16 protein-coding genes are annotated in these 19,768 nt (G+C 64.9%); 5 read left to right on the top strand and 11 right to left on the bottom strand.

Annotated features, from left to right (window positions below; all coding sequences use genetic code 11):
- Window positions 1-2: 2 nt before the first annotated feature.
- Genes KNN17_RS07935 through glyA form a run of 6 tightly spaced genes read right to left on the bottom strand, consistent with a single transcriptional unit; the run spans window position 3 to window position 7,869 of the window.
- Window positions 3-1,376: an L-serine ammonia-lyase gene (locus KNN17_RS07935; RefSeq protein WP_241708229.1), complete on the bottom strand. Its 1,374-nt coding sequence runs from the start codon at window positions 1,374-1,376 to the stop codon at window positions 3-5.
- A complete protein-coding gene (locus KNN17_RS07930) occupies window positions 1,376-2,011 on the bottom strand; it encodes a sarcosine oxidase subunit gamma (protein WP_241708228.1) in 636 nt (211 codons plus the stop codon). The genes KNN17_RS07935 and KNN17_RS07930 overlap by 1 nt, the downstream gene beginning before the upstream one ends.
- Window positions 2,004-4,949, bottom strand: a complete 2,946-nt coding sequence (locus KNN17_RS07925; protein WP_241708227.1) for an FAD-dependent oxidoreductase — start codon at window positions 4,947-4,949, stop codon at window positions 2,004-2,006. Before KNN17_RS07925 ends, KNN17_RS07930 begins: the two co-directional genes overlap by 8 nt.
- Entirely contained in the window at window positions 4,946-5,275 is a 330-nt protein-coding gene (locus KNN17_RS07920; protein ID WP_372489641.1) for a sarcosine oxidase subunit delta, read from the bottom strand. Before KNN17_RS07920 ends, KNN17_RS07925 begins: the two co-directional genes overlap by 4 nt.
- A 24-nt stretch (window positions 5,276-5,299) precedes the next feature.
- A complete protein-coding gene (locus KNN17_RS07915; RefSeq protein WP_078106196.1) occupies window positions 5,300-6,520 on the bottom strand; it encodes a sarcosine oxidase subunit beta family protein in 1,221 nt (406 codons plus the stop codon).
- Entirely contained in the window at window positions 6,517-7,869 is a 1,353-nt protein-coding gene (glyA, locus tag KNN17_RS07910; RefSeq protein ID WP_241708242.1) for a serine hydroxymethyltransferase, read from the bottom strand. The genes KNN17_RS07915 and glyA overlap by 4 nt, the downstream gene beginning before the upstream one ends.
- 153 nt (window positions 7,870-8,022) lie before the next feature.
- Here glyA and KNN17_RS07905 point away from each other — a divergent pair, with 153 nt between their 5' ends.
- Window positions 8,023-8,694, top strand: coding sequence for a GntR family transcriptional regulator (locus KNN17_RS07905; RefSeq protein ID WP_078106198.1), 672 nt, complete (start codon window positions 8,023-8,025; stop codon window positions 8,692-8,694).
- Window positions 8,695-8,980: 286 nt separating this feature from the next.
- Here KNN17_RS07905 and KNN17_RS07900 read toward each other — a convergent pair whose 3' ends face one another.
- Window positions 8,981-9,718, bottom strand: coding sequence for a VOC family protein (locus KNN17_RS07900; RefSeq protein WP_241708226.1), 738 nt, complete (start codon window positions 9,716-9,718; stop codon window positions 8,981-8,983).
- A gap of 112 nt (window positions 9,719-9,830) precedes the next feature.
- Here KNN17_RS07900 and KNN17_RS07895 point away from each other — a divergent pair, with 112 nt between their 5' ends.
- A complete protein-coding gene (locus KNN17_RS07895) occupies window positions 9,831-10,655 on the top strand; it encodes an IclR family transcriptional regulator (RefSeq protein WP_241708225.1) in 825 nt (274 codons plus the stop codon).
- Window positions 10,656-10,685: 30 nt separating this feature from the next.
- Here the strand turns inward: KNN17_RS07895 and KNN17_RS07890 are convergent, their stop codons facing one another.
- Genes KNN17_RS07890 through KNN17_RS07875 form a run of 4 tightly spaced genes read right to left on the bottom strand, consistent with a single transcriptional unit; the run spans window position 10,686 to window position 14,814 of the window.
- The gene (locus KNN17_RS07890) at window positions 10,686-11,294 is read right to left on the bottom strand and encodes an MBL fold metallo-hydrolase (RefSeq protein ID WP_241708224.1); all 609 of its coding nucleotides are present in this window, start codon (window positions 11,292-11,294) and stop codon (window positions 10,686-10,688) included.
- On the bottom strand, window positions 11,291-12,379 hold the full coding sequence (locus KNN17_RS07885) for an S-(hydroxymethyl)mycothiol dehydrogenase (RefSeq protein WP_241708223.1): 1,089 nt from the start codon (window positions 12,377-12,379) through the stop codon (window positions 11,291-11,293). The genes KNN17_RS07890 and KNN17_RS07885 overlap by 4 nt, the downstream gene beginning before the upstream one ends.
- 59 nt (window positions 12,380-12,438) lie before the next feature.
- Window positions 12,439-13,575: an aromatic ring-hydroxylating oxygenase subunit alpha gene (locus KNN17_RS07880; RefSeq protein WP_241708222.1), complete on the bottom strand. Its 1,137-nt coding sequence runs from the start codon at window positions 13,573-13,575 to the stop codon at window positions 12,439-12,441.
- Between the two features lie 42 nt (window positions 13,576-13,617).
- Window positions 13,618-14,814, bottom strand: coding sequence for an NAD(P)/FAD-dependent oxidoreductase (locus KNN17_RS07875; RefSeq protein ID WP_241708221.1), 1,197 nt, complete (start codon window positions 14,812-14,814; stop codon window positions 13,618-13,620).
- A 234-nt stretch (window positions 14,815-15,048) separates the two neighbouring features.
- On the opposite strand from KNN17_RS07875, the gene KNN17_RS07870 reads away from it, so the two are divergent.
- Genes KNN17_RS07870 through betA form a run of 3 tightly spaced genes read left to right on the top strand, consistent with a single transcriptional unit; the run spans window position 15,049 to window position 19,765 of the window.
- On the top strand, window positions 15,049-15,399 hold the full coding sequence (locus KNN17_RS07870; protein WP_241708220.1) for a bifunctional 3-phenylpropionate/cinnamic acid dioxygenase ferredoxin subunit: 351 nt from the start codon (window positions 15,049-15,051) through the stop codon (window positions 15,397-15,399).
- Window positions 15,400-15,449: 50 nt separating this feature from the next.
- Window positions 15,450-17,957 (top strand): GcvT family protein, encoded by a 2,508-nt coding sequence (locus tag KNN17_RS07865; RefSeq protein WP_241708219.1) that lies wholly within the window; start codon window positions 15,450-15,452, stop codon window positions 17,955-17,957.
- Between the two features lie 56 nt (window positions 17,958-18,013).
- Entirely contained in the window at window positions 18,014-19,765 is a 1,752-nt protein-coding gene (betA, locus tag KNN17_RS07860; RefSeq protein ID WP_241708218.1) for a choline dehydrogenase, read from the top strand.
- Window positions 19,766-19,768: the final 3 nt, after the last annotated feature.

The raw sequence follows: 19,768 nt of genomic DNA, 5'->3' as shown, positions 1-19,768 counted from the left end.
GGCTAGCACTCCACTACGTTGACGGCGAGGCCTCCGCGGGAGGTCTCCTTGTACTTGCTTTTCATGTCCGCTCCTGTCTCTCGCATGGTTTTGATGGCTTTATCAAGGGACACTTTGTGGCTGCCGTCGCCGTGCAGGGCTAGGCGGGCGGCGTTGATGGCCTTCACGCTGGCGATGGCGTTGCGTTCGATGCACGGGATCTGCACCAGCCCGCCGACGGGATCGCAGGTGAGGCCGAGGTTGTGTTCGATGCCCACTTCAGCGGCGTTCTCCACTTGCTCGGGAGTGCCTCCGAGGACCTCGCACAAACCGGCGGCGGCCATCGAACAGGCGGAGCCCACTTCACCCTGGCAACCGACTTCGGCACCGGAAATGGACGCGTTGATCTTGAACAGGATCCCGACGGCAGCCGCCGCGAGCAGGAAGCGGACCACGCCGTCGTCGTCGGCTCCCTGCACGAATTTCGTGTAGTAGTGCAGCACCGCCGGCACAATGCCGGCTGCCCCGTTCGTGGGTGCCGTGACGATGCGGCCGCCTGCGGCGTTTTCTTCGTTCACGGCCAGCGCGAACAGGTTGACCCATTCCATGGCCCGGAGCGGGTCGCTCACGGCGGTGTCCGCAGTGAGGGTCTTGAACAACGACGGCGCCCGCCGCTTCACGTTCAAGCCTCCCGGCAGGATCCCTTCCGCGGCGCAGCCGTTGTCCACGCATTCGCGCATGACGGCCCAGATCTGCAGCAGCCGCTCGCGTAGTTCGGCTTCGCTGCGCCACACGAGCTCGTTGGCGAGCATGACATCGGAAATGGACATGTCCTCCCGTGCACAGATAGCCAGGAGCTCGTCCGCGGTAGTGAAGGGGTGGGGCAACTCAGTGCTGTCGGCGACCACTTTGTCGCTTCCCGAGGCGTCGCCGTCCACGACGAAGCCGCCCCCAATTGAATAGAAGCTTCGTTCGCGAAGCACTTCCCCGGCGTGGTCGAGTGCCCGGAACGTCATGCCGTTGGGGTGGGCAGGGAGGGACTTGCGTCGGTGCAGGACCACGTCTTCGTCCCAATTGAAGTCCACGCGGTGATGTCCGGCTATCCGCAATTCGGCGTCGAGGGCGGCCGCGGCAACCTGGTCGTCGGCAGTAGACGTGTCTACGGTTTCCGGCGATTGGCCCTGCAGTCCCAGCACTACGGCCTTATCGGAGCCGTGGCCGCGGCCGGTGGCGCCCAGCGAGCCGAAAAGCTCTGCCTGGACGCGCACCGTTGCCGCGAGTTGCCCGGAGGATTCCAGGCCATCGGTGAACCGCTTTGCCGCCCGCATCGGGCCGACCGTGTGCGAAGACGACGGCCCGATGCCAATGGAAAACAGGTCAAGCACACTCAGTGCCATCAGGGGACCTCGGGAGAGGCGAATTCCCTCATGCCATCGAGCAGCCAGCGGCCCAGGAAGTCGGCGAAGGAAGCCCGTGGGAAGATCCGGAAACTGGTCTCGCCGGTCTTCAACAGCATCGCGGGGATGTTGCCGATTTCCGTGGCCAGGGCCGTCCCGGTGCGGAAAGCCCGGGGATGCAAGTCCAGCGAGCACCCCTTTTCAAGGACGTCCCGGGCACGGACTCCGGAGAGTTCGAAGGTGGTGCGGTTGGCGGACAAGTCCACCACTTGGCCCGGGTCCTCGCCGAGTGCCTCCACTAGTGCCCTGACAAGGTCTCCGCCCAGGGAATCGTGGGCCGATTCCGGTGCGACCACCAGGAATTCGTCCGGCCCAAGCCACAAAGTAGTGGCCCTTTCGTTCCCGCTGATCTCCCCGCAGGCGGCCGGCAAGCCGCCGGTCACGGACGCGAGCCGGGCTCCGGCGTCGGACTCCCTGGCAACCCGGACCCCCACCATGGTCTGGAACGGGATCTCCTTCAAAGCGACGGTTCCGGAAACGGAGCCGGTTTCGAAGCTCGGAGCGAGGTGCGACGCCGGGCTACGGCGGGCCGCACGGAGCGCCTCGGGGTTTACGGGGGTTGCTGTTTCAGCCATCTTTACGGGTCCCTTCAGCGTCGAAAAGTACGGTTTCTCCCACAACGACATCCAGCAACTGGTCGCCGACAGAGGCCGCGAGGGTCTCGCCGATCCGGTTGCGGCCGTTGGTGATCAATGCCAGGCCGAAGGACCGGCCCAAAGCGGCACTGTGGTAGCTCGAGGTCACGAAGCCCTGCATCGGCACCGGGCCGTATGCCGGGTTGACCGGAATTCCCTTTTCCACGAGCTGGGTGCCTTCCGGGAGACGGAACGAACCGTCCGCCGGGAGGACGCTGACCAAGTGCTTGCGGTCGGTGCGGACCGCGTCCTCGCGGCTGTACGAACGTTTGCCGATGAAGTCCTTGGCCTTGGAGACGATCCATTCCATCCCGGCATCCTGCGGGGTGACAGTGCCATCGGTGTCCTGCCCGACGATCGGGTAGCCCTTCTCGGCACGCAGCACGTGCATGGTCTCGGTGCCGTAGGGGGTGATGTTGAACTCGGCACCTGCGGCGGCGACGGATTCCCAGGTGTCGAGCCCGTACCAGGACGGAACGTTGATTTCGTAAGCCAACTCGCCGGAGAAGGAAATCCGGCAAATCCGTGCCTGGACTCCCGAGGCCAGCGTGGTCTCGCGGAACGTCATGAACGGGAACGCTTCGGCGTCCAACCCGCCGTCGGCCGCCAGTTGCGGGGCGACCTTGGCGATCACCGCACGGGATTTGGGCCCGACGACGGCAATCGTCGTCCACTGTTCAGTCACCGATGTGCACACCACGTCGAGCTCCGGCCACTCGGTCTGGTGCCACTCCTCGAGCCAGTCGAGGACCTTGGCGGCACCGCCGGTGGTGGTGGTCATGAAGTAGCGGCCCTCGTCGAGGCGCAGGGTCACGCCGTCGTCGAAGATCATGCCGTCCGGGGTGCACATGACCCCGTAGCGGGCGGAACCGGGGGCAAGCTTCTTGAACGCGTTGGTGTAGATGCGGTTCAGGAATTCACCGGCCTCCTTGCCGCGGATCTCGATCTTGCCGAGGGTGGTGGCGTCCATGAAGCCCACGGATTCGCGGACTGCGGCGCATTCGCGGAGCACGGCGGCGTCCATGTCTTCGCCCGCTTGCGGGTAGTACCACGGGCGCTTCCACTGGCCGACGTCCTCGAAGAGCGCTCCCTGGGCAACATGCCAGGGGTGGATGGAGGTGACGCGGGCGGGATCGAACAGCTCGCCGCGCTGGCGTCCCGCCAAGGCCGCGAAGGCGACCGGCGTGAACGGTGCCCGGTAGGTCGTGGTTCCGATGTCACCGATGCCGCGGGATGCTTCGCCGGCCTGCTTGAGTGCCGCGGCGATCACGCCGATGGCGTTGACGCCGGACGTCTTGCCTTGGTCGTTGGCGGTGCTGATGGAGGTGTACCGCTTGATGTGTTCCACCGAGCGCATGCCGGCCCCGGTGGAACGGAGCACGTCGGCCACAGACTGGTCGCGCTGGAAGTCGACGAAGTGGTGGTGCCACTCCCCCGCGTTTCCGCTCTGCCCCGGCACCAGCCACAACTGGCGGGTGGGGGCGGAGGCAACCGGCGCCTTGATCTCGGCGGGCATCGTCTCGGAGCTGAACCCCGCGGCGATGGCGGCCGCGGCGCCCGCGGATACGCCTTCGCCCAGGCAGTCCGCGAGCCCGTAGCTTCCGCGTCCGGCGCCGATCACGTGTTGGTCCTTGACGACGGAGCTCGGCACGAAGCCGGCCAGGTCATCGTCCCAACGCACCTTGCCCTGGCGCTGGCTGTGGAGGTGGACTACGGGACTCCAGCCACCGGAAACCGCCAGCAGATCGCAAGCGAGCCGTTCGACGCCCGAGGTGACTTCGCCGTCGTCGTTGAGGCTGCGGATGGTGACGCCGTCGATCCGGCCGTCCTCCGCCGCGGCGGAGGTATCTGCGACGGCGCTGCCGACGAGGACGCGGATGCCGCTCTCGACGGCGGCCGCGGCCTTGTCGCTGAGCTTCGGCCGGGCGTCGACGACGGCGGCAACCTTGACGCCAGCGGCGAGCAGATCCGCAGCAAGCAAGTAGGCCGAATCGTTGGTGGTGCCTATGACGACCCGCCGCCCGGCGGCGACTGCGTAGCGGTTGAGGTAGCTGCGGACCGCCGAGGCCAGCATGATGCCGGGCCGGTCGTTGTTCTCGAAGACGAGCGGACGCTCGTGCGCGCCGGGGGCCAGGACCACCTGCTTGGCACGGATGTGCCAAATACGCTGCCGGGAGACGCCGTCCGCGGCCGGGCTGCCGAGGTGGTCCGTACGGTTCTGTGCCGCGATCACATAGTTCGCGTCATAGGAGCCGAACGCCGTGGTGCGGTTGAGGACGGTGCATTCGGCGGCGGAAACGAGTTCGGCCTCGACGTCGGCGATCCATTCCAGGGCCTGCTTGCCTTCGATCACCTCGGCGAGTTCCGGGGCGGTGGAGCCGGAAAGCTGCGAGCCGCCGAGTTCGGGCTGGTCATCGATCAGGATGACCCGGGCGCCGGTCCGGACCGCTTCGCGGGCCGCCGCGAGGCCGGAAACGCCGCCGCCGACCACCAGGACGTCGGTGTGGACGTATTTCTTGTCGTACTCGGCGCGGTCCTCGTTGGGATCGAGCTTGCCGAGGCCGTTAAGGAACTCAACGTTGAGCCCGTCCACGAGGGAGACGGTGGTCGCGGGAAGCATCGACTCGGCGACATGGCCCGGGAAGCGGGCAGCCACCTTGACCAAGGCGTTGGATTCTTCCACGCCGGCGGACATGATGCCCCGGGCCCGGTCCTCGTAGAGCGAGTTGCCTGCGTTGATGCGGCCGTTGGCCAGCAGTGCGGAGGCAACGGTGTCTCCCGGGTGGCCGGTGAATTCCTGGCCATCCACGGTAAAACGCCAGGAGATGCTGCGGTCGATGCGGCCGCCGGTGGCGAGGCGGGCGTTCTGCGGGGTCACTTCGTTGCTCCTTCCGGAGTGGTGGCGGCTGGGTTGTTCACGACGGGGCGTTCCAGGTCAGGGCGCGGTTCGCCCATTCTGTAGATCGCCTGGATGTCGTAACTGACGGTGTCGCGGAGCATGTTGAACCATTGGCGGCAACCGGTGCTGTGCACCCAGCGTTCTGCGAAAGCGCCTTTCGTGTTGTCGCGGTAGAACAAATACTCGGCCCACTGGCGGTCGGTCAGAGCGTCCGGGTTTTCCGGATAGGCGACGTGGGCCTGGCCGCCGTAGTGGAATTCTGTTTCGTCTCGTGGCCCGCAATTGGGGCAGCTGATAAGCAGCATGGTTGGTCTCCTAAAGGGCTGCGGCTAGTGGGCGACGGCGGCGGCGCCGTGTTCGTCGATCAGGGCACCGGTCTCGAAGCGCTCCAGCGAAAAAGGCTTGTTGAGCTCGTGCGGGGTACCCGTGGCGATGGTGTGGGCGAAGGTCAGGCCGGCAGCCGGAGTGCCCTTGAAGCCACCGGTTCCCCAGCCGCAATTGACGAACATGTTCTCCACCGGCGAGAGTCCGACGATCGGCGAGGCGTCCATGGTGGTATCCACGATTCCACCCCAGGTCCGGAGCACGTGGGCCCGGGCGAAGATGGGGAAGAGTTCGACGGCGGCAGCCATCTGGTGCTCGATCACATGGAAGGAGCCGCGCTGGCCGTAGCCGTTGTAGGAGTCGACGCCGGCGCCCATGACCAGTTCGCCCTTGTGTGCCTGGGAAACATAGACATGCACGTGGTTGGACATGACCACTGTGGGGTGGACGGGTTCGTGCAGCTCCGACACCAACGCCTGGAGGGGGTGGGATTGGATCGGGAGGCGGAACCCGGCCATTTCGGCGAGGACGGAACTGTGGCCGGCCGCGGCGAGTCCAACCTTTTCGGTGTGGATGGTTCCCTGGTTGGTCTTGACCCCCACCACGCGGTTGCCATCCTTCAGGAAGCCCGTTACTTCGCAGTTCTGGATGATGTCCACGCCGAGCTCGTCGCACTTGCGGGCGAAGGCCCAGGCGACGTGGTCGTGCTTCGCGATGCCCGCCCGGGGCTGGTACGTGGCGCCCATCACCGGATAGCGGATGTTGTCGCTGATGTTCAGGATGGGGCAGAGTTCCTTGACTTGCTGCGGGTCCAGCCATTCGGCGTCGACCCCGTTGAGCTTGTTCGCACCGACACGGCGGACGCTTTCGCGGACGTCGCCCAAGGTGTGGGCGAGGTTCATGACGCCGCGCTGGCTGAAGAGGAAATCGTACTCAAGTTCCTCGGGCAGGATCTCCCAGAGCTTGAGGGCGTGCTCGTAGATGGCGGCGCTCTCGTCCCACAGGTAATTGGAACGGATGATGGTGGTGTTGCGGGCCATGTTGCCGCCGGCCAGCCAGCCCTTCTCCAGGACGGCGATGTTGGTCATGCCGTGGTTCTTGGCCAGGAAGTACGCGGTGGCGAGGCCGTGGCCGCCACCGCCCACGATCACTGCGTCGTAGGAAGCCTTGGGCTCCGGGTTGCGCCACAGGAAATCCGGGTGTTCGGGAAGTTGGTCTGCGCTCACTGGGCTGCTCCAATCATTTCTGCCTCACGTTCGGTGGCAGCGGCGTCGTTGCTGCCGGTCCGGGAAAGGTGGGGGTATAGCGGGAATTGTTCGGCGAGCGCGGTCACCCTCGCGCGGAGTTCGACGGCGGTGTGGTCACCCAGGGTGCCGCTTGTTGCGGCGGTGATCAGCGCCGTCGCGATGATGTCCGCGACCTCGGCGAATTCCTTGGCGCCGAAGCCGCGGGCGGCGAGTGCCGGGGTGCCGATCCGGAGGCCCGAGGAAACCATCGGCGGCCGGGGGTCGAACGGGACGGCGTTGCGGTTCACGGTGATGCCGATGCGGTGCAAGGTGTCCTCGGCCTGCTGGCCGTCCAGTTCCGAGTGGCGCAGGTCAACCAGGACGAGGTGGACGTCGGTGCCTCCGTTGACCACCGAGATCCCTGCCGCGGCGACGTCGTCCTTCAGGAGCCGTTCGGCAAGGAGCTTGGCGCCTTCCAATACCCGCACCTGGCGTTCCTGGAACTCGGGCTCGGCCGCCATCTTGAACGCGACAGCCTTGGCCGCGATCACGTGTTCCAGCGGACCGCCCTGCTGGCCGGGGAAAACTGCGCTGTTGATCTTGCGTGCGTATTGTTCCTTCGACAGGATCACTCCGCCGCGGGGACCGCCGAGGGTCTTGTGGGTGGTGGTGGTCACGACGTCGGCATACGGCACGGGATTGGGGTGCAGTCCGGCCGCGACGAGTCCGGCAAAGTGGGCCATGTCCACCATGAGGTAGGCGCCCACGAGGTCGGCGATTCGGCGGAATTCGGCGAAATCCAAGTGGCGCGAGTACGCGGACCAGCCGGCCACGATCAGCTTGGGGCGGTGTTCCAGGGCCAGGGCTTCCACTTCCGCCATATCCACCCGGAGATCGGATTCGCTGACGTGGTACGGGATGACGTTGTACAGCTTGCCCGAGAAGTTGATACGCATGCCGTGGGTCAGGTGGCCACCGTGTGCGAGATCCAGGCCCATGATGGTGTCCCCCGGCTCGAGGAGCGCGAACATGGCTGCGGCATTGGCCTGGGCGCCGGAGTGCGGCTGGACATTTGCGGCTTCGGCGCCGAAGAGGGCCTTGACGCGGTCGATAGCCAGTTGCTCGATGACGTCCACGTGCTCGCAGCCACCGTAATAGCGCTTGCCCGGGTAGCCTTCCGCGTACTTGTTGGTCAGGACCGAGCCCTGTGCCTGCATGACGGCTGCAGGGGCGAAGTTTTCGGAGGCGATCATTTCCAGCGTGGATTGCTGGCGGATGAGTTCCTGGGCGATCGCCTGTTCAACCTCCGGGTCCGCCAGGGCGAGCGGGCGGATCAGCGGTTCAACCATCATGTTCTCCTTTTGAGATACTTATATTTACTGACTAATCAGCAACTGATATATTAGAACTGTTGCCATAGTATGTTGAAGATCACACAACCGTCAACAGCCCGGCAGCAACTGATCCGCCAGACTTGGAATTGTGACAACGGGAGAGGACACATGAGCACTGCACTGGAGGCACTGGACACAGGCACGCAAGGAACGTCCTTGGCGGAAAACGCCTACCTGCTCCTGCGCGACCGGCTCATCATGCTGGACATCAAACCCGGAGACCCCATCAACGACGGTCAGATTGCAGCCGAACTCGGCATCGGACGGACCCCGGTCCGCGAGGCCATCAAGCGGCTCGAAAGCGACCACCTCGTGGTGTCGTATCCCCGCCGCGGAACCTTCGCCACGGGCGTCGACATCACCCAACTCGCCGACGTCTCCGAAATCCGGGAGCTGCTTGAGCCCCTGGCCTCACGGCGGGCCGCCCGCATGGCCAGCCCTAAGCTGCGGGAAGAACTGCGCGAGGTCGCCGCAGCCATCAGCGGCTTGGAAGCACACGACGCCGGCCAGCAGGAACTCATGCGCTACGACATCCAGGTGCACCGGCTCATCTACAAGGCCGCGGCCAATCCGCACCTCGAGGACGTGCTGATCCGCTACGACAACCTCGCAACCCGCATTTGGTGCCACATGCTGGACAAGATGCCATCCGTGACTGGCCACGTCGCGGAACACGCCGAGTTGCTCACCGCCATCGCCGACGGCGACGAGGAGCGGGCGGCGGCGCTCGCCTTGCATCACGTGGTGAGTTTCGAACAGACGATCCGCAAGGTGCTCTAGGCCCGCGGGAAACCGCTGCCGCTAGCCGTTCCTCTTCCAGTGTTTGGGCCACTTCACGTTCAGCAGCAGCAAGCCCAGCAGAAGTCCATCAACCGTCATTACTCCGGCCATGAAGTAAGCCCAACCGATGATCATGGCTGGCTCGCCATCACTCGGCGGCCCGAGGTGCGGGGGTGCATCAGAACTCGCATACCAATCTCCTGACCCGGATCCCCCCAGTCACTCGATAGTCCATCAAGTGTGGCACGGCGGGGCCCAAGAAGGAACGGCTTAGGCGATCGCGGCGTCAGCCGGGGGTGAGGACGCAGAACTCGTTGCCCTCCGTGTCGGCGAGGCACACCCATGGCACATCGCCTTGGCCGACGTCGGCGTCCGTGGCGCCCAGTTCCCGCAGCCGGGCCACCTCTGCCGCTTGATCATCGCCGCGGTACGGCCTCAGGTCGAGATGGACACGGCCGGACACGGCATCCGCGGCGGCTGTCCGGACGAACTCCAGGTACGGCCCGACACCCTTCGCCGAGCGCAGCCTCGCAAAATCGTCGGTCACTTCGTGCAGGGTCCAGTCCATCGCGCCGTTCCAGAACCGGGCCATGGCCCGCGGATCCGCGCAATTGACCACCACTGCGGCGATCGGCCCGGTGTCCCCGTAGATCGGCCGAGGCTCCAGCACACAGAACAGGTTGCCCTCCGGGTCGGCCAGGACCGTCCAAGGCACATCGCCCTGACCGATGTCTCCGGGGGTCGCACCTAGCTTCACCAGCCGCGCCACCAGCTCCGACTGATGGGTCGCAGAGGTGGTGGCGAGATCGAGGTGCGCGCGGTACCTTACATTTTCGGGGTCCGGGACGGTGACGACATCGACGCACACGGCTGTGGGGTCCGGCCCGGCGAAGCCCACTGGTTCAACATTGCTCATGCCGGGTCCTTCGCTGGAAACTTCCCAGCCGAGGGCCTCCGCCCAAAACCGCCCGAGGACCGCGTCATCGCGTGCCTTGAAATTCACCTGAACAAGTCGCAGTGCCATATCGACCGATCCTATAACCAGCTATCCATGATGACCGGCACGGCTGGCAACATCCCAGGACACGCAGCCAGGAGAGGCTGCCCATTTGACCGCGTTTGAGACGATGAACCACATGGACGCTGATGCAAGCATTGCCAACGACCCCGATACCGATCCCGCCGCCGGGCAGCACGCAGGTGTGCAGTCCGTGGACCGGGCCATCACTGTGCTTGAGATCATCGCCCGCAACGGAGATGCCGGCGTGAGTGAGATCGCGGAGGAAATGGGCGTCCACAAGTCGACGGCGTCGCGACTGCTGAGCGCCCTGGACGCCCGTGGCATGGTCCAGCAGAATCACGAGCGCGGAAAATACCAACTCGGTTTCAACATCCTGCGTTTGGCCAGCGCCATTCCGGCCCGCCTCAGCTTGGTCAGGGAGGCCCGCGAAGATCTCGAAGCCCTGGCGGAGAAGTTCGCTGAGACTGCCAACCTGGCCGTGCTGCGGTCGAATTTCGCGGTCAATGTGGACCAGGCCATTGGCCCCAACACGCTTGGCACCCAGGACTGGATCGGCGGGCTCACCCCGCTCCACGCCACGTCCAGCGGCAAGGTCATGCTTGCCGCCCTGCCGCCTGCCACCCGGGACCGAGTTCTCAGGGAAGCCGGCCAGGCGCGATACACGCCACAGACCATCACAGACCGCGACGCGCTGGAGCAGCAAATGCCGGTCATTGCGGAGGCCGGATACGCCGCCACGTATGAAGAACTCGAGCGCGGACTCAACGCCGTCGCCGTTCCGATCCGCAACCACAGCGGCACCGTGATCGGAGCCATCAGCCTTTCCGGCCCGGCTTTCCGTTTCGAGCCGGAAAAAATACCCGGCCTGCTCGATGCGCTCAAGCAGGCCGGGTATTCAATCAGCGTCAAGATGGGTTACACCGCAGCCAGCGGCGCGTAGAAACCGCCGAACCCGGCGATCCCGCGCCGCCTAAGCGAGGTTTTCCTTCTCCGCTTTGACGGTGGTGTCCCCGCCATGGCCGGTCCGGACCACGGTTTCCGCCGGAAGCGTCAGGAGGCGCTCCCTGATCGAGGCCAGGATGGTCGGGTGGTCGCTGTGGGACCTGCCGGTGGCTCCCGGGCCGCCGTTGAAGAGGGTGTCGCCCGTGAAGACGGTGCCTTCGCTTTCCAGGTAGAAGCACGTGGAACCCGGCGAATGGCCCGGCGTGTGGATGGCTTGCAGGGCCGTGCCCGCCACCTCGAAGACGTCACCGTCCGCAATGTGACGGTCCGGGCCGGCGTCCGGATACACCTGCTCCCACAGAACCATGTCCGCGGGGTGCAGGTGGATCGGGGCGTTCACGGCGTTCGCCACGTCGAGCGCCGCTCCGATGTGGTCGTTGTGCGCATGGGTGAGCAGGATGGCCCGCACCTTCCGGCCACGGACCTGGTCGATGATTGCCGACGCATCGTGCGGACAGTCGATGATGACGCATTCATCGTCGTTGCCGACGATCCAAACGTTGTTGTCCACGTCCCATGTGCCGCCGTCGAGCGAAAACGTGCCCGAGGTGACGAGGTTTTCGATGGTGACGCTCATGCGATTTCCACGACCGAGCGGAGCACTTTGCCTTCGTGCATCTTGGCGAACGCTTCTTCCACCTGGTCGATGGTGATCCGTTCGGACACGAACGCGTCCAGGTCGAGGTTGCCTTGCTTGTAGTGCGCCACGAGCATCGGGAAATCGCGGGAAGGCAGGCAGTCCCCGTACCAGGAGGACTTCAGCGAACCGCCGCGGCCAAAGACATCCGGCAGGGGCAGTTCGAGCAACATGCCCGGCGTCGGGACGCCGACCAGTACCACGCGGCCGGCAAGGTCGCGCGCGTAGAAGGCCTGCTTGTAGGTCTCCGGGCGTCCGACGGCGTCGATCACCACGTCGGCACCGTTCCCGCCGGTCAGCGCCCGGATAGCCTCGATGGGGTCTTCCTGTCTGGAGTTGACACCGTGCGTGGCTCCCAGGGACTTGGCCATCTCGATTTTGTTGGCGTCGATGTCCACGGCGATGATCGTCGTGGCGCCGGCGAGCCTTGCCCCGGCGATGGCAGCGATGCCGACGCCGCCGCAGCCGATGACGGCCACGGACTCGCCCCGCTTGACCTCCCCGGTGTTGATGGCGGCGCCGATTCCTGCCATCACACCGCAGCCGAGCAGCCCGACGGCGGCGGGATCGACGTCGTCGTCCACTTTGGTGCACTGCCCGGCGGCCACGAGGGTCTTCTCTGCGAAGGCGCCGATCCCCAAGGCCGGTGTAAGTTCAGTGCCGTCCTCCAGGGTCATCTTCTGGGTGGCATTGTGCGTCTTGAAGCAGTACTGCGGCTGGCCCTTGGCGCAGGCCCGGCATTCCCCGCACACGGCACGCCAGTTCAGAATCACGCGGTCCCCCGGCGCTACTTCGGTGACGTCCGGCCCTACGGCGCTGACTACACCCGTGGCCTCGTGGCCGAGCAGGATGGGGAAATCATCGGTAATGCCGCCCTGCTTGTAGTGCAGGTCGGTGTGGCACACGCCGCAGGTGAGGATGTCCACCAGCGCTTCGCCCGGACCGGGCTCCGGCACCAGGATGGTCTCCAGGGAGACCGGAGCGTTCTTTTCCTTGGCGATGACCGCCCTTACTTTGTAAACCATTGGCTGTGTTCCTTTTCCTAGGTTCCGGTAGCTCGTTACATCGACGGACATTCCTCAGGCTAGCTGTCGGCAGGGACGTCAGCGATCTTGCTGGTGACCCAGCTGTGGAACGCCTCAATGTGGTGCTCGCTCGGTACCAGGACGCCACCCTTGGCGTAGATCTTGGAACCCATGGCTGGCTGGCAGCGTTCGCAGGCGTCGAAGTCCTGCTCGTTGACCCGGTGGAAGAGCTCCACCGAAGCGCTCACGTCCTTGCCGGATTCCACCACGCTGGGCAGGTACAGCCAATCGCATTCGACGATCGTGTGATCGGCGGCCAGCGGGAACATGCGGTGGATGATGACATGGTCCGGAACCAGGTTGACGAAGACATTCGGCTTGATGGTCACTGCGTAGTACCGGCGGTCCTGTTCATCGCCCACTCCCGGGATTCGGTCCAGGCCCTCGGAACCGTCAATCGTGAAGCCCTTGATGTCGTCGCCGAACTCGGCGCCGTGGCCCACAAAATACTGCGCCGCCAGGCCATCGGCGAACTCGGGCAGGACTTCGGTGAGTTCGGGGTGGATCGTGGCGCAGTGGTAGCACTCCATGAAGTTTTCGATGATGAGCTTCCAGTTGGCCTTGACGTCATACTTGATGCGCCGGCCAAGGCTCAGGTTCGCGATGTCGTAGTCGTCAACAGCACGCAGGTCACCGAGGCGCTCCTCGATCGCACCCATGACGTCTTCCTCGAACGACGGTGGTTCATCCGCAAGGCAGACCCAGACGTAGCCCATGTACTCGCGGACGTGGACCTTGACCAGTCCGTATTCGTTGCGGTCGATATCCGGCATCTTGGTGAGGTTGGGGGCCGCGATGAGCTTTCCCTCGAGATCGTAGGTCCAGGCGTGGTACGGGCACTGGAACGAGCGGTTGGCTTCACCGGACTCCTCCATGCACAGCTTCACGCCACGGTGCCGGCAGATGTTGTAGAACGCGCGGATTTCCCCTTTGCGGGTTCGGTTGATGAGCACGCTCTCGCGGCCGATCTGCACCGTTTTGAACGAACCGGCCTTTTCCAGGTCCGCGGTCCGCACTGCACAGAACCACATTTGTTCAAAGATGTGCTCTTGCTCGGCGCGGAAGATGTCTTCACTGACATACGTGTGGCCGGGGAGAGTGGGGATCAGGCTGGGGGAAACAACTTCAGTGGTCATTCCGACTCCTATTCAGTGATGAAGCAGTGGGGCTTGGGATGTTCATGGGGTTGTCAGGACGGGCGGGGCGTTGCGGGCGTTGAGTTGCCGGCGCCAACGGGTGAACAGGCGCGGCTGGTTCACACCCAGAACGCCCACCGCTTCCCCGCCCCGGTAGTACACGGCAAGGAAGCTGTGGTCCTCGAGCTGCCCCGCCTCGATCTCGACACGCTCTGCGTCCTGCGCATGGCCGGCGAACTGGAGCGTCACTCCGTATTGGTCAGACCAGAAGTACGGCAAGTTGAGCGGAAGAGGCGCGGCTGAGTGATCCAAGAGTCCGGCCACGGCCAGGGCGGCACGTTCCTGGGCGCCGCTCCAATGCTCCACCCGTTGGTGCCGCCCGCTGCGTGGGTCGAACCAGGCCGCGCAGTCTCCCACGGCAACCACGCCGGGAACGTTGGTCCGTCCCATCGGATCGCATGTGACCCCGTCGTCGAGCTCCACGCCCGAACCGGACAGCCACCCGACGTTGGGCACCGCACCGATACCAAGGAGTACGACATCGGCGGAACGGTACTGTCCATCGCTCAGCCGGACGCCGGTCACATTTCCTTCGTAGCTGTAATACGAGTCGATTCCCGTGTCACAAACCAGCTCCACACCATTCATCCCATGGAGTGTGGCCATGACGGCAGCCATCTCCGGACCGAGCGGAGCGCTCAGAGGCACTTTGCTCTTGCAGATGACAGTTACGTCCATTCCCAGGCCCTTGGCTGTTGACGCGACTTCCGCGCCGATAAAGCCGGCGCCTACAACCAGCAGGCGGCCGCCCGCAACGAGCTCCGGGGCCAGATCCTGTGCGTCTTGGAGAGTCCGCAAGGTAAAGACATTGGCTAGGCCCGCGAGTTCGGGCAGCGTGCGGGCTGAGGCTCCCGTGGCAATCACGACGCCGTCAGCCACCACGGCGCGTCCGTCGCCTAGCGTGATGGTCCTGGTGGCGGCGTCAAAGCTTCGCGCCGGCGAGCCCAGCAGCCATTCGGCCTGGAGCGGGTCATCTGAATCCGCCTCCCCGGCTTCCAACATGACGTGCTTGATACCGATTTTTCCTGCCAGGAACTCCTTGGACAGGGGCGGGCGGTCATAGGGCCGCTGCTGCTCATCGCCAATGATGAGCAGCCGGCCGGAAAAGCCCTGCGCCCGGGCAGCGCGGGCGGCGGAAAGACCCGCCAATGATGCGCCCACGATCGCCAATGTCTCCATGGCTTCCTCCTCGCCGAGCCGTTCGAAAATTTTATTGCGCCATACGCAACACACTTCATTATGCGAAACAGCGTGACCGACTTCACATCGCATGTCAAGGAATCTGCGCAGGAAATTCAACCCCTTGACAAGCCTATGTGAGGTCGATCACTCTGTTGCGTATTGTGATCAGCGTTGATCATGAGACAACCGCCCCACAGGTTTCGACCAGCCCGGTGAAAGAAGGTTCGTGAGATGCACAGTGCTTGCCCGCTTAGCTCGTTGGCTCCGGGGGACGCGATTCGACTCGAAACGTCTCCGCCCATTGCCGTGTTTCACACCGAAGAGGGCGAACTCTTTGCCCTCGACGACACCTGCACCCACCAAGACGCCTCGCTCGCCGACGGCTGGGTGGAGGACTGCTGGGTAGAGTGCCCTCTCCATGCTTCAAAGTTCAACCTGCGCACGGGAGCCGCCGACGCGCCTCCCGCAAAATTGCCCATCAGGGTCCACGAAGTCCTGGTGGTGGATGGCCAGATCATGGTCAAAGAATCCGAGGACGCCCCGAACCTTCCACCTGGGTTGACCATCGACGGCCACGTCTAGGGTCCGGCGAGCCCCAAACTTCCACACCTCTTAATTCAGGAGCTTCCCGCATGTCCACATCACCCCGTGTCGTCATCATCGGAGCCGGCATCGTCGGCGCCAATCTTGCGGATGAACTGTCCACCCGCGGCTGGACCAACATCACAGTTGTCGAGCAGGGCCCGTTGGCGTTGGCGGGCGGCTCAACCTCGCACGCCCCCGGCCTCGTGTTCCAGACCAATGCTTCCAAGGCCATGACCCAATTCGCGTCCTACACCGTGGACAAGCTGCTCTCGCTCAGCGAATCCGGCGTCTCCTGCTTCAACCAGGTGGGCGGCCTTGAGGTGGCCACCACTCCGGAGCGTCTGGAGGACCTCAAACGCAAGCTGGGCTACGCGGCGTCGTGGGGTGTGGAAGGCCGGCTCATCGATCCGGACGAGTGCGCCAAGCACTACCCGCTGCTCGACCAGGAAAAGGTGCTCGGCGGACTCTATGTCCCCTCCGACGGTTTGGCTTCCGCGGCCCGCGCCGTTGGCCTGCTCATCGCCAAGGCGAGCGCCGCAGGGGTCACGTTCCGCGGTTCCACTCCCGTGACCGGCATTGAACAGGCCGGAGGCAAGGTCACCGGCGTCGAAACGCCCGACGGCGTGATCCCGGCAGACATCGTGGTTTCCTGCGCCGGGTTCTGGGGTCCCAGGATCGGCGCCATGGTGGGCATGTCCGTGCCGCTCCTCCCGCTCGCCCACCAGTACGTCAAGACCACCTCCGTGCCCGAGCTCGTGGGCCGGAACGATGCCTCACGGCTGATTGACCCCGCCAACGGCGCATGGATGCCCATCCTTCGCCACCAGGACAAGGACCTCTACTACCGCGAGCACGGGGATCGGATGGGCATCGGCTCCTACGCCCACAGGCCCATGCCCGTGGACCTCCGGGAACTGCCCGAGGTTACTGCGGCTGACATGTCCGAGCACCGGATGCCGTCCCGCCTGCCGTTCACCGAAGAAGACTTCCTGCCGTGCTGGGAAGACTCCAAGGAACTCCTTCCTGCCCTCGCGGGTGCCCGGATTGCCGATGGCTTCAACGGGATCTTCTCGTTCACCCCCGACGGTGGTCCACTCGTCGGCGAGTCTAAGGACGTTGACGGATTCTTCGTGGCCGAGGCCGTCTGGGTGACGCACTCCGCCGGCGTGGCCCGAGCCCTGGCCGAGCGCCTCATCGAGGGCCAGTCCCGCATCCCGCTCCACGAATGCGAGGTCTCCCGCTTCGAAGAAATCCAGACCGCGGAGAGCTACGTCAGCGAAACCTCCCAGCAGAACTTCGTGGAGATCTACGACGTCCTGCACCCGCTGCAACCGAGGGTCTCTCCGCGCGAGCTGCGCTTGAGCCCGTTCAATGCCCGGCAGAAGGAGCTCGGGGCGTTTTTCCTCGAAGCCCACGGCTGGGAGCGCCCGCACTGGTTCGAGGCCAACCGCGGTTTGCTCGAAGTGCTCCCGGAAGAATGGCGTGCGCCTGACCGCGACTCATGGGCCGCCATGTTCCACTCCCCTATTTCCGCCGCCGAAGCGTGGAAGACGCGGACCGCCGTCGCGCTCTATGACATGACGCCGCTCAAGCGGCTGGAGGTTTCCGGGCCGGGCGCCGTCACCCTCTTGCAGCGCCTCAGCGCCGGGAAGGTCGACAAGAAGCCGGGTGCGGTGACGTACTGCCTGCTCCTCAACGACGACGGCGGCATCCGCAGCGACATTACGGTTGCCCGGCTGGATGAGACCACGTTCCAGGTGGGCGCGAACGGCAACATCGACTTCGACTACTTCACCACCGAAGCCCGTAAGCAGACCGCCGAGGACGTCAGCCAGTGGGTCCAGATCCGCGATATCACCGGTTCCACGTGTTGCGTAGGGCTCTGGGGGCCGCTCGCCCGCGACGTCATCGCCAAGGTGAGCGACGACGATTTCAGCAACGACGGACTGAAGTACTTCCGCACCAAGAAGGTCCGGATCGGCGGGATTCCTGTCACAGCGATGCGGCTGTCCTACGTAGGCGAATTGGGCTGGGAGCTGTACACGACGGCGGAAAACGGCCAAAGGCTCTGGGACCTGCTGTTCGCGGCGGGCCAGGAGCAGGGCATCATCGCGGCTGGCCGCGGCGCGTTCAACAGCCTGCGCCTGGAGAAGGGCTACCGGCTGTGGGGTACCGACATGACCCCGGAGCACGAACCCTACCAATCGGGACTTGGCTTCTCCGTGAGCAAGGACAAGGAAGGATACATCGGCGCCGAGGCCCTCAAAGCCCGCCGCGAACTGCCCGTCAACCGCCGCCTGCGCTGCTTGACGGTCGACGACGGCACGTCCGTGGTGTTGGGCAAGGAACCCGTTTACTACCGCGGCGAACCGTCCGGATACGTCACGAGCGCCGCCTACGGCTACACGGTCCGGAAGCCCATCGCCTACGCTTGGCTGCCCGCAGAAGCGGGCGAGGGTGACGCCGTCGAGATCGAATACTTCGGCAAGCGGATCCCGGCCACCATCTCCGCCGATCCCCTCGTGGATCCGACCATGGAAAAACTGCGGGGCTAACGCCCTCCTGGCTACCGGACACAAGCAATGGGGATCACTTCAAAGGAGTTCAACTAATGGCCAACGAAAAGTTCGACTACGTCATTGTGGGTGGGGGCAGCGCCGGATCGGTGCTGGCGGACAGGCTCAGCGCAGACCGCACCAAGACCGTCCTGGTCCTGGAGGCCGGCCGGAGCGACTACCCCTGGGACCTGTTCATCCAGATGCCGGCAGCGCTCACGTTCCCCAGCGGGAACAGGTTCTACGACTGGCGCTACCAATCCGACCCCGAGCCGCACATGCACGGACGCCGGATCGCCCACACCCGCGGCAAGGTGCTGGGGGGATCCAGCTCCATCAACGGCATGATCTTCCAGCGCGGCAACCCGTTGGACTACGAACGCTGGGGAGCCGACGCCGGGATGGAGACCTGGGATTTCGCTCACTGCCTCCCCTACTTCAACCGCATGGAGACCGCCCTCGCCGCGGATCCCGACGATGAACTGCGGGGACACAACGGACCGCTCGTCCTTGAACGCGGCCCTGCGCGCAATCCCCTCTTCCAGGCTTTCTTCCGCGCCGCCCAAGAAGCCGGATTCGCACGGACCAGCGATGTCAACGGGTACCGGCAGGAGGGCTTCGGTCCCTTCGACCGCAATGTGCACAAGGGCCAGCGGCTCTCCGCGTCGCGCGCCTACTTGCGGCCGCACCTGGACCGGCCCAACCTCACGGTAAGGACACGGGCCCTCGTCTCGAAAATCAACTTCGACGGCATTGGAACGTCCGAGGTCAGGGCCACGGGCGTCAGCTACCGACGCAACGGCAAGCAGCACAGCGTGGACGCCCAGGAAGTCGTCCTGTGCGGAGGAGCCGTCAACACCCCGCAGCTGCTGCAGTTGTCCGGCGTCGGGGACGCCACGCACCTCAAATCGCTCGGGATCAGGCCCGTGGTTGACCTCCCCGGTGTGGGCGAAAACCTGCAGGACCATCTGGAGGTCTACATCCAGCATGCCTGCACCCAGCCGGTGTCCATGCAGCCAAGCCTGAGCCTGTGGCGTTATCCGTGGATCGGCCTGCAGTGGCTGTTCGGGCGCAAGGGGCCCGCGGCCACCAACCACTTCGAAGGGGGCGGCTTTGTGCGCTCCAACGAGGACGTCGCCTACCCGAACCTGATGTTCCACTTCCTGCCGGTGGCCGTCCGCTACGACGGCCAGAAGGCCGACGCCAAGCATGGCTACCAAGTGCACATCGGGCCCATGTATTCCGACGCCCGTGGCAGCCTGAAGATCACCTCCACGGATCCAACCGTCCACCCGTCCATGAAGTTCAACTACCTTTCCACGGACCAGGACCGGCGCGAGTGGGTCGAAGCCATCCGGATTTCCCGGAACATCCTGGAGCAGTCCGCCATGGCGCCATTCAATGGCGGTGAGCTCTCCCCCGGTCCAGCAGTCCAGACCGACGAGGAAATCCTCGACTGGGTAGCCCGCGACGCAGAAACCGCCTTGCACCCTTCCTGCACAGCCAAGATGGGCCCGGCCACCGATCCCATGGCGGTGGTAGACCCGCTCAGCATGAGGGTGCATGGCATCTCGGGGCTGCGGGTGGCTGACGCTTCGGCAATGCCGTACGTGACCAACGGCAACATCTATGCGCCGGTCATGATGCTGGCCGAGAAAGCCGCGGACTTGATTCAGGGCCGCGAACCCCTCGCGCCGATCGCCGCCGAGTTCTACCGGCACGGCGCGGTTCCGGGGGCGGACGGGCCGGTTCCCGACAGTCTGGAAAGCCTGGAAAGCCAGCCCGAGGCCACTTCGGCAAGGAACTAAGGA

This window comes from Arthrobacter bambusae (genome assembly GCF_022606295.1).
In the GTDB taxonomy this organism is placed as follows: domain Bacteria; phylum Actinomycetota; class Actinomycetes; order Actinomycetales; family Micrococcaceae; genus Arthrobacter; species Arthrobacter bambusae_A.
Note: the sequence above shows the minus strand (reverse complement) of the source record. Positions and strands in the feature narration are given on the sequence as shown.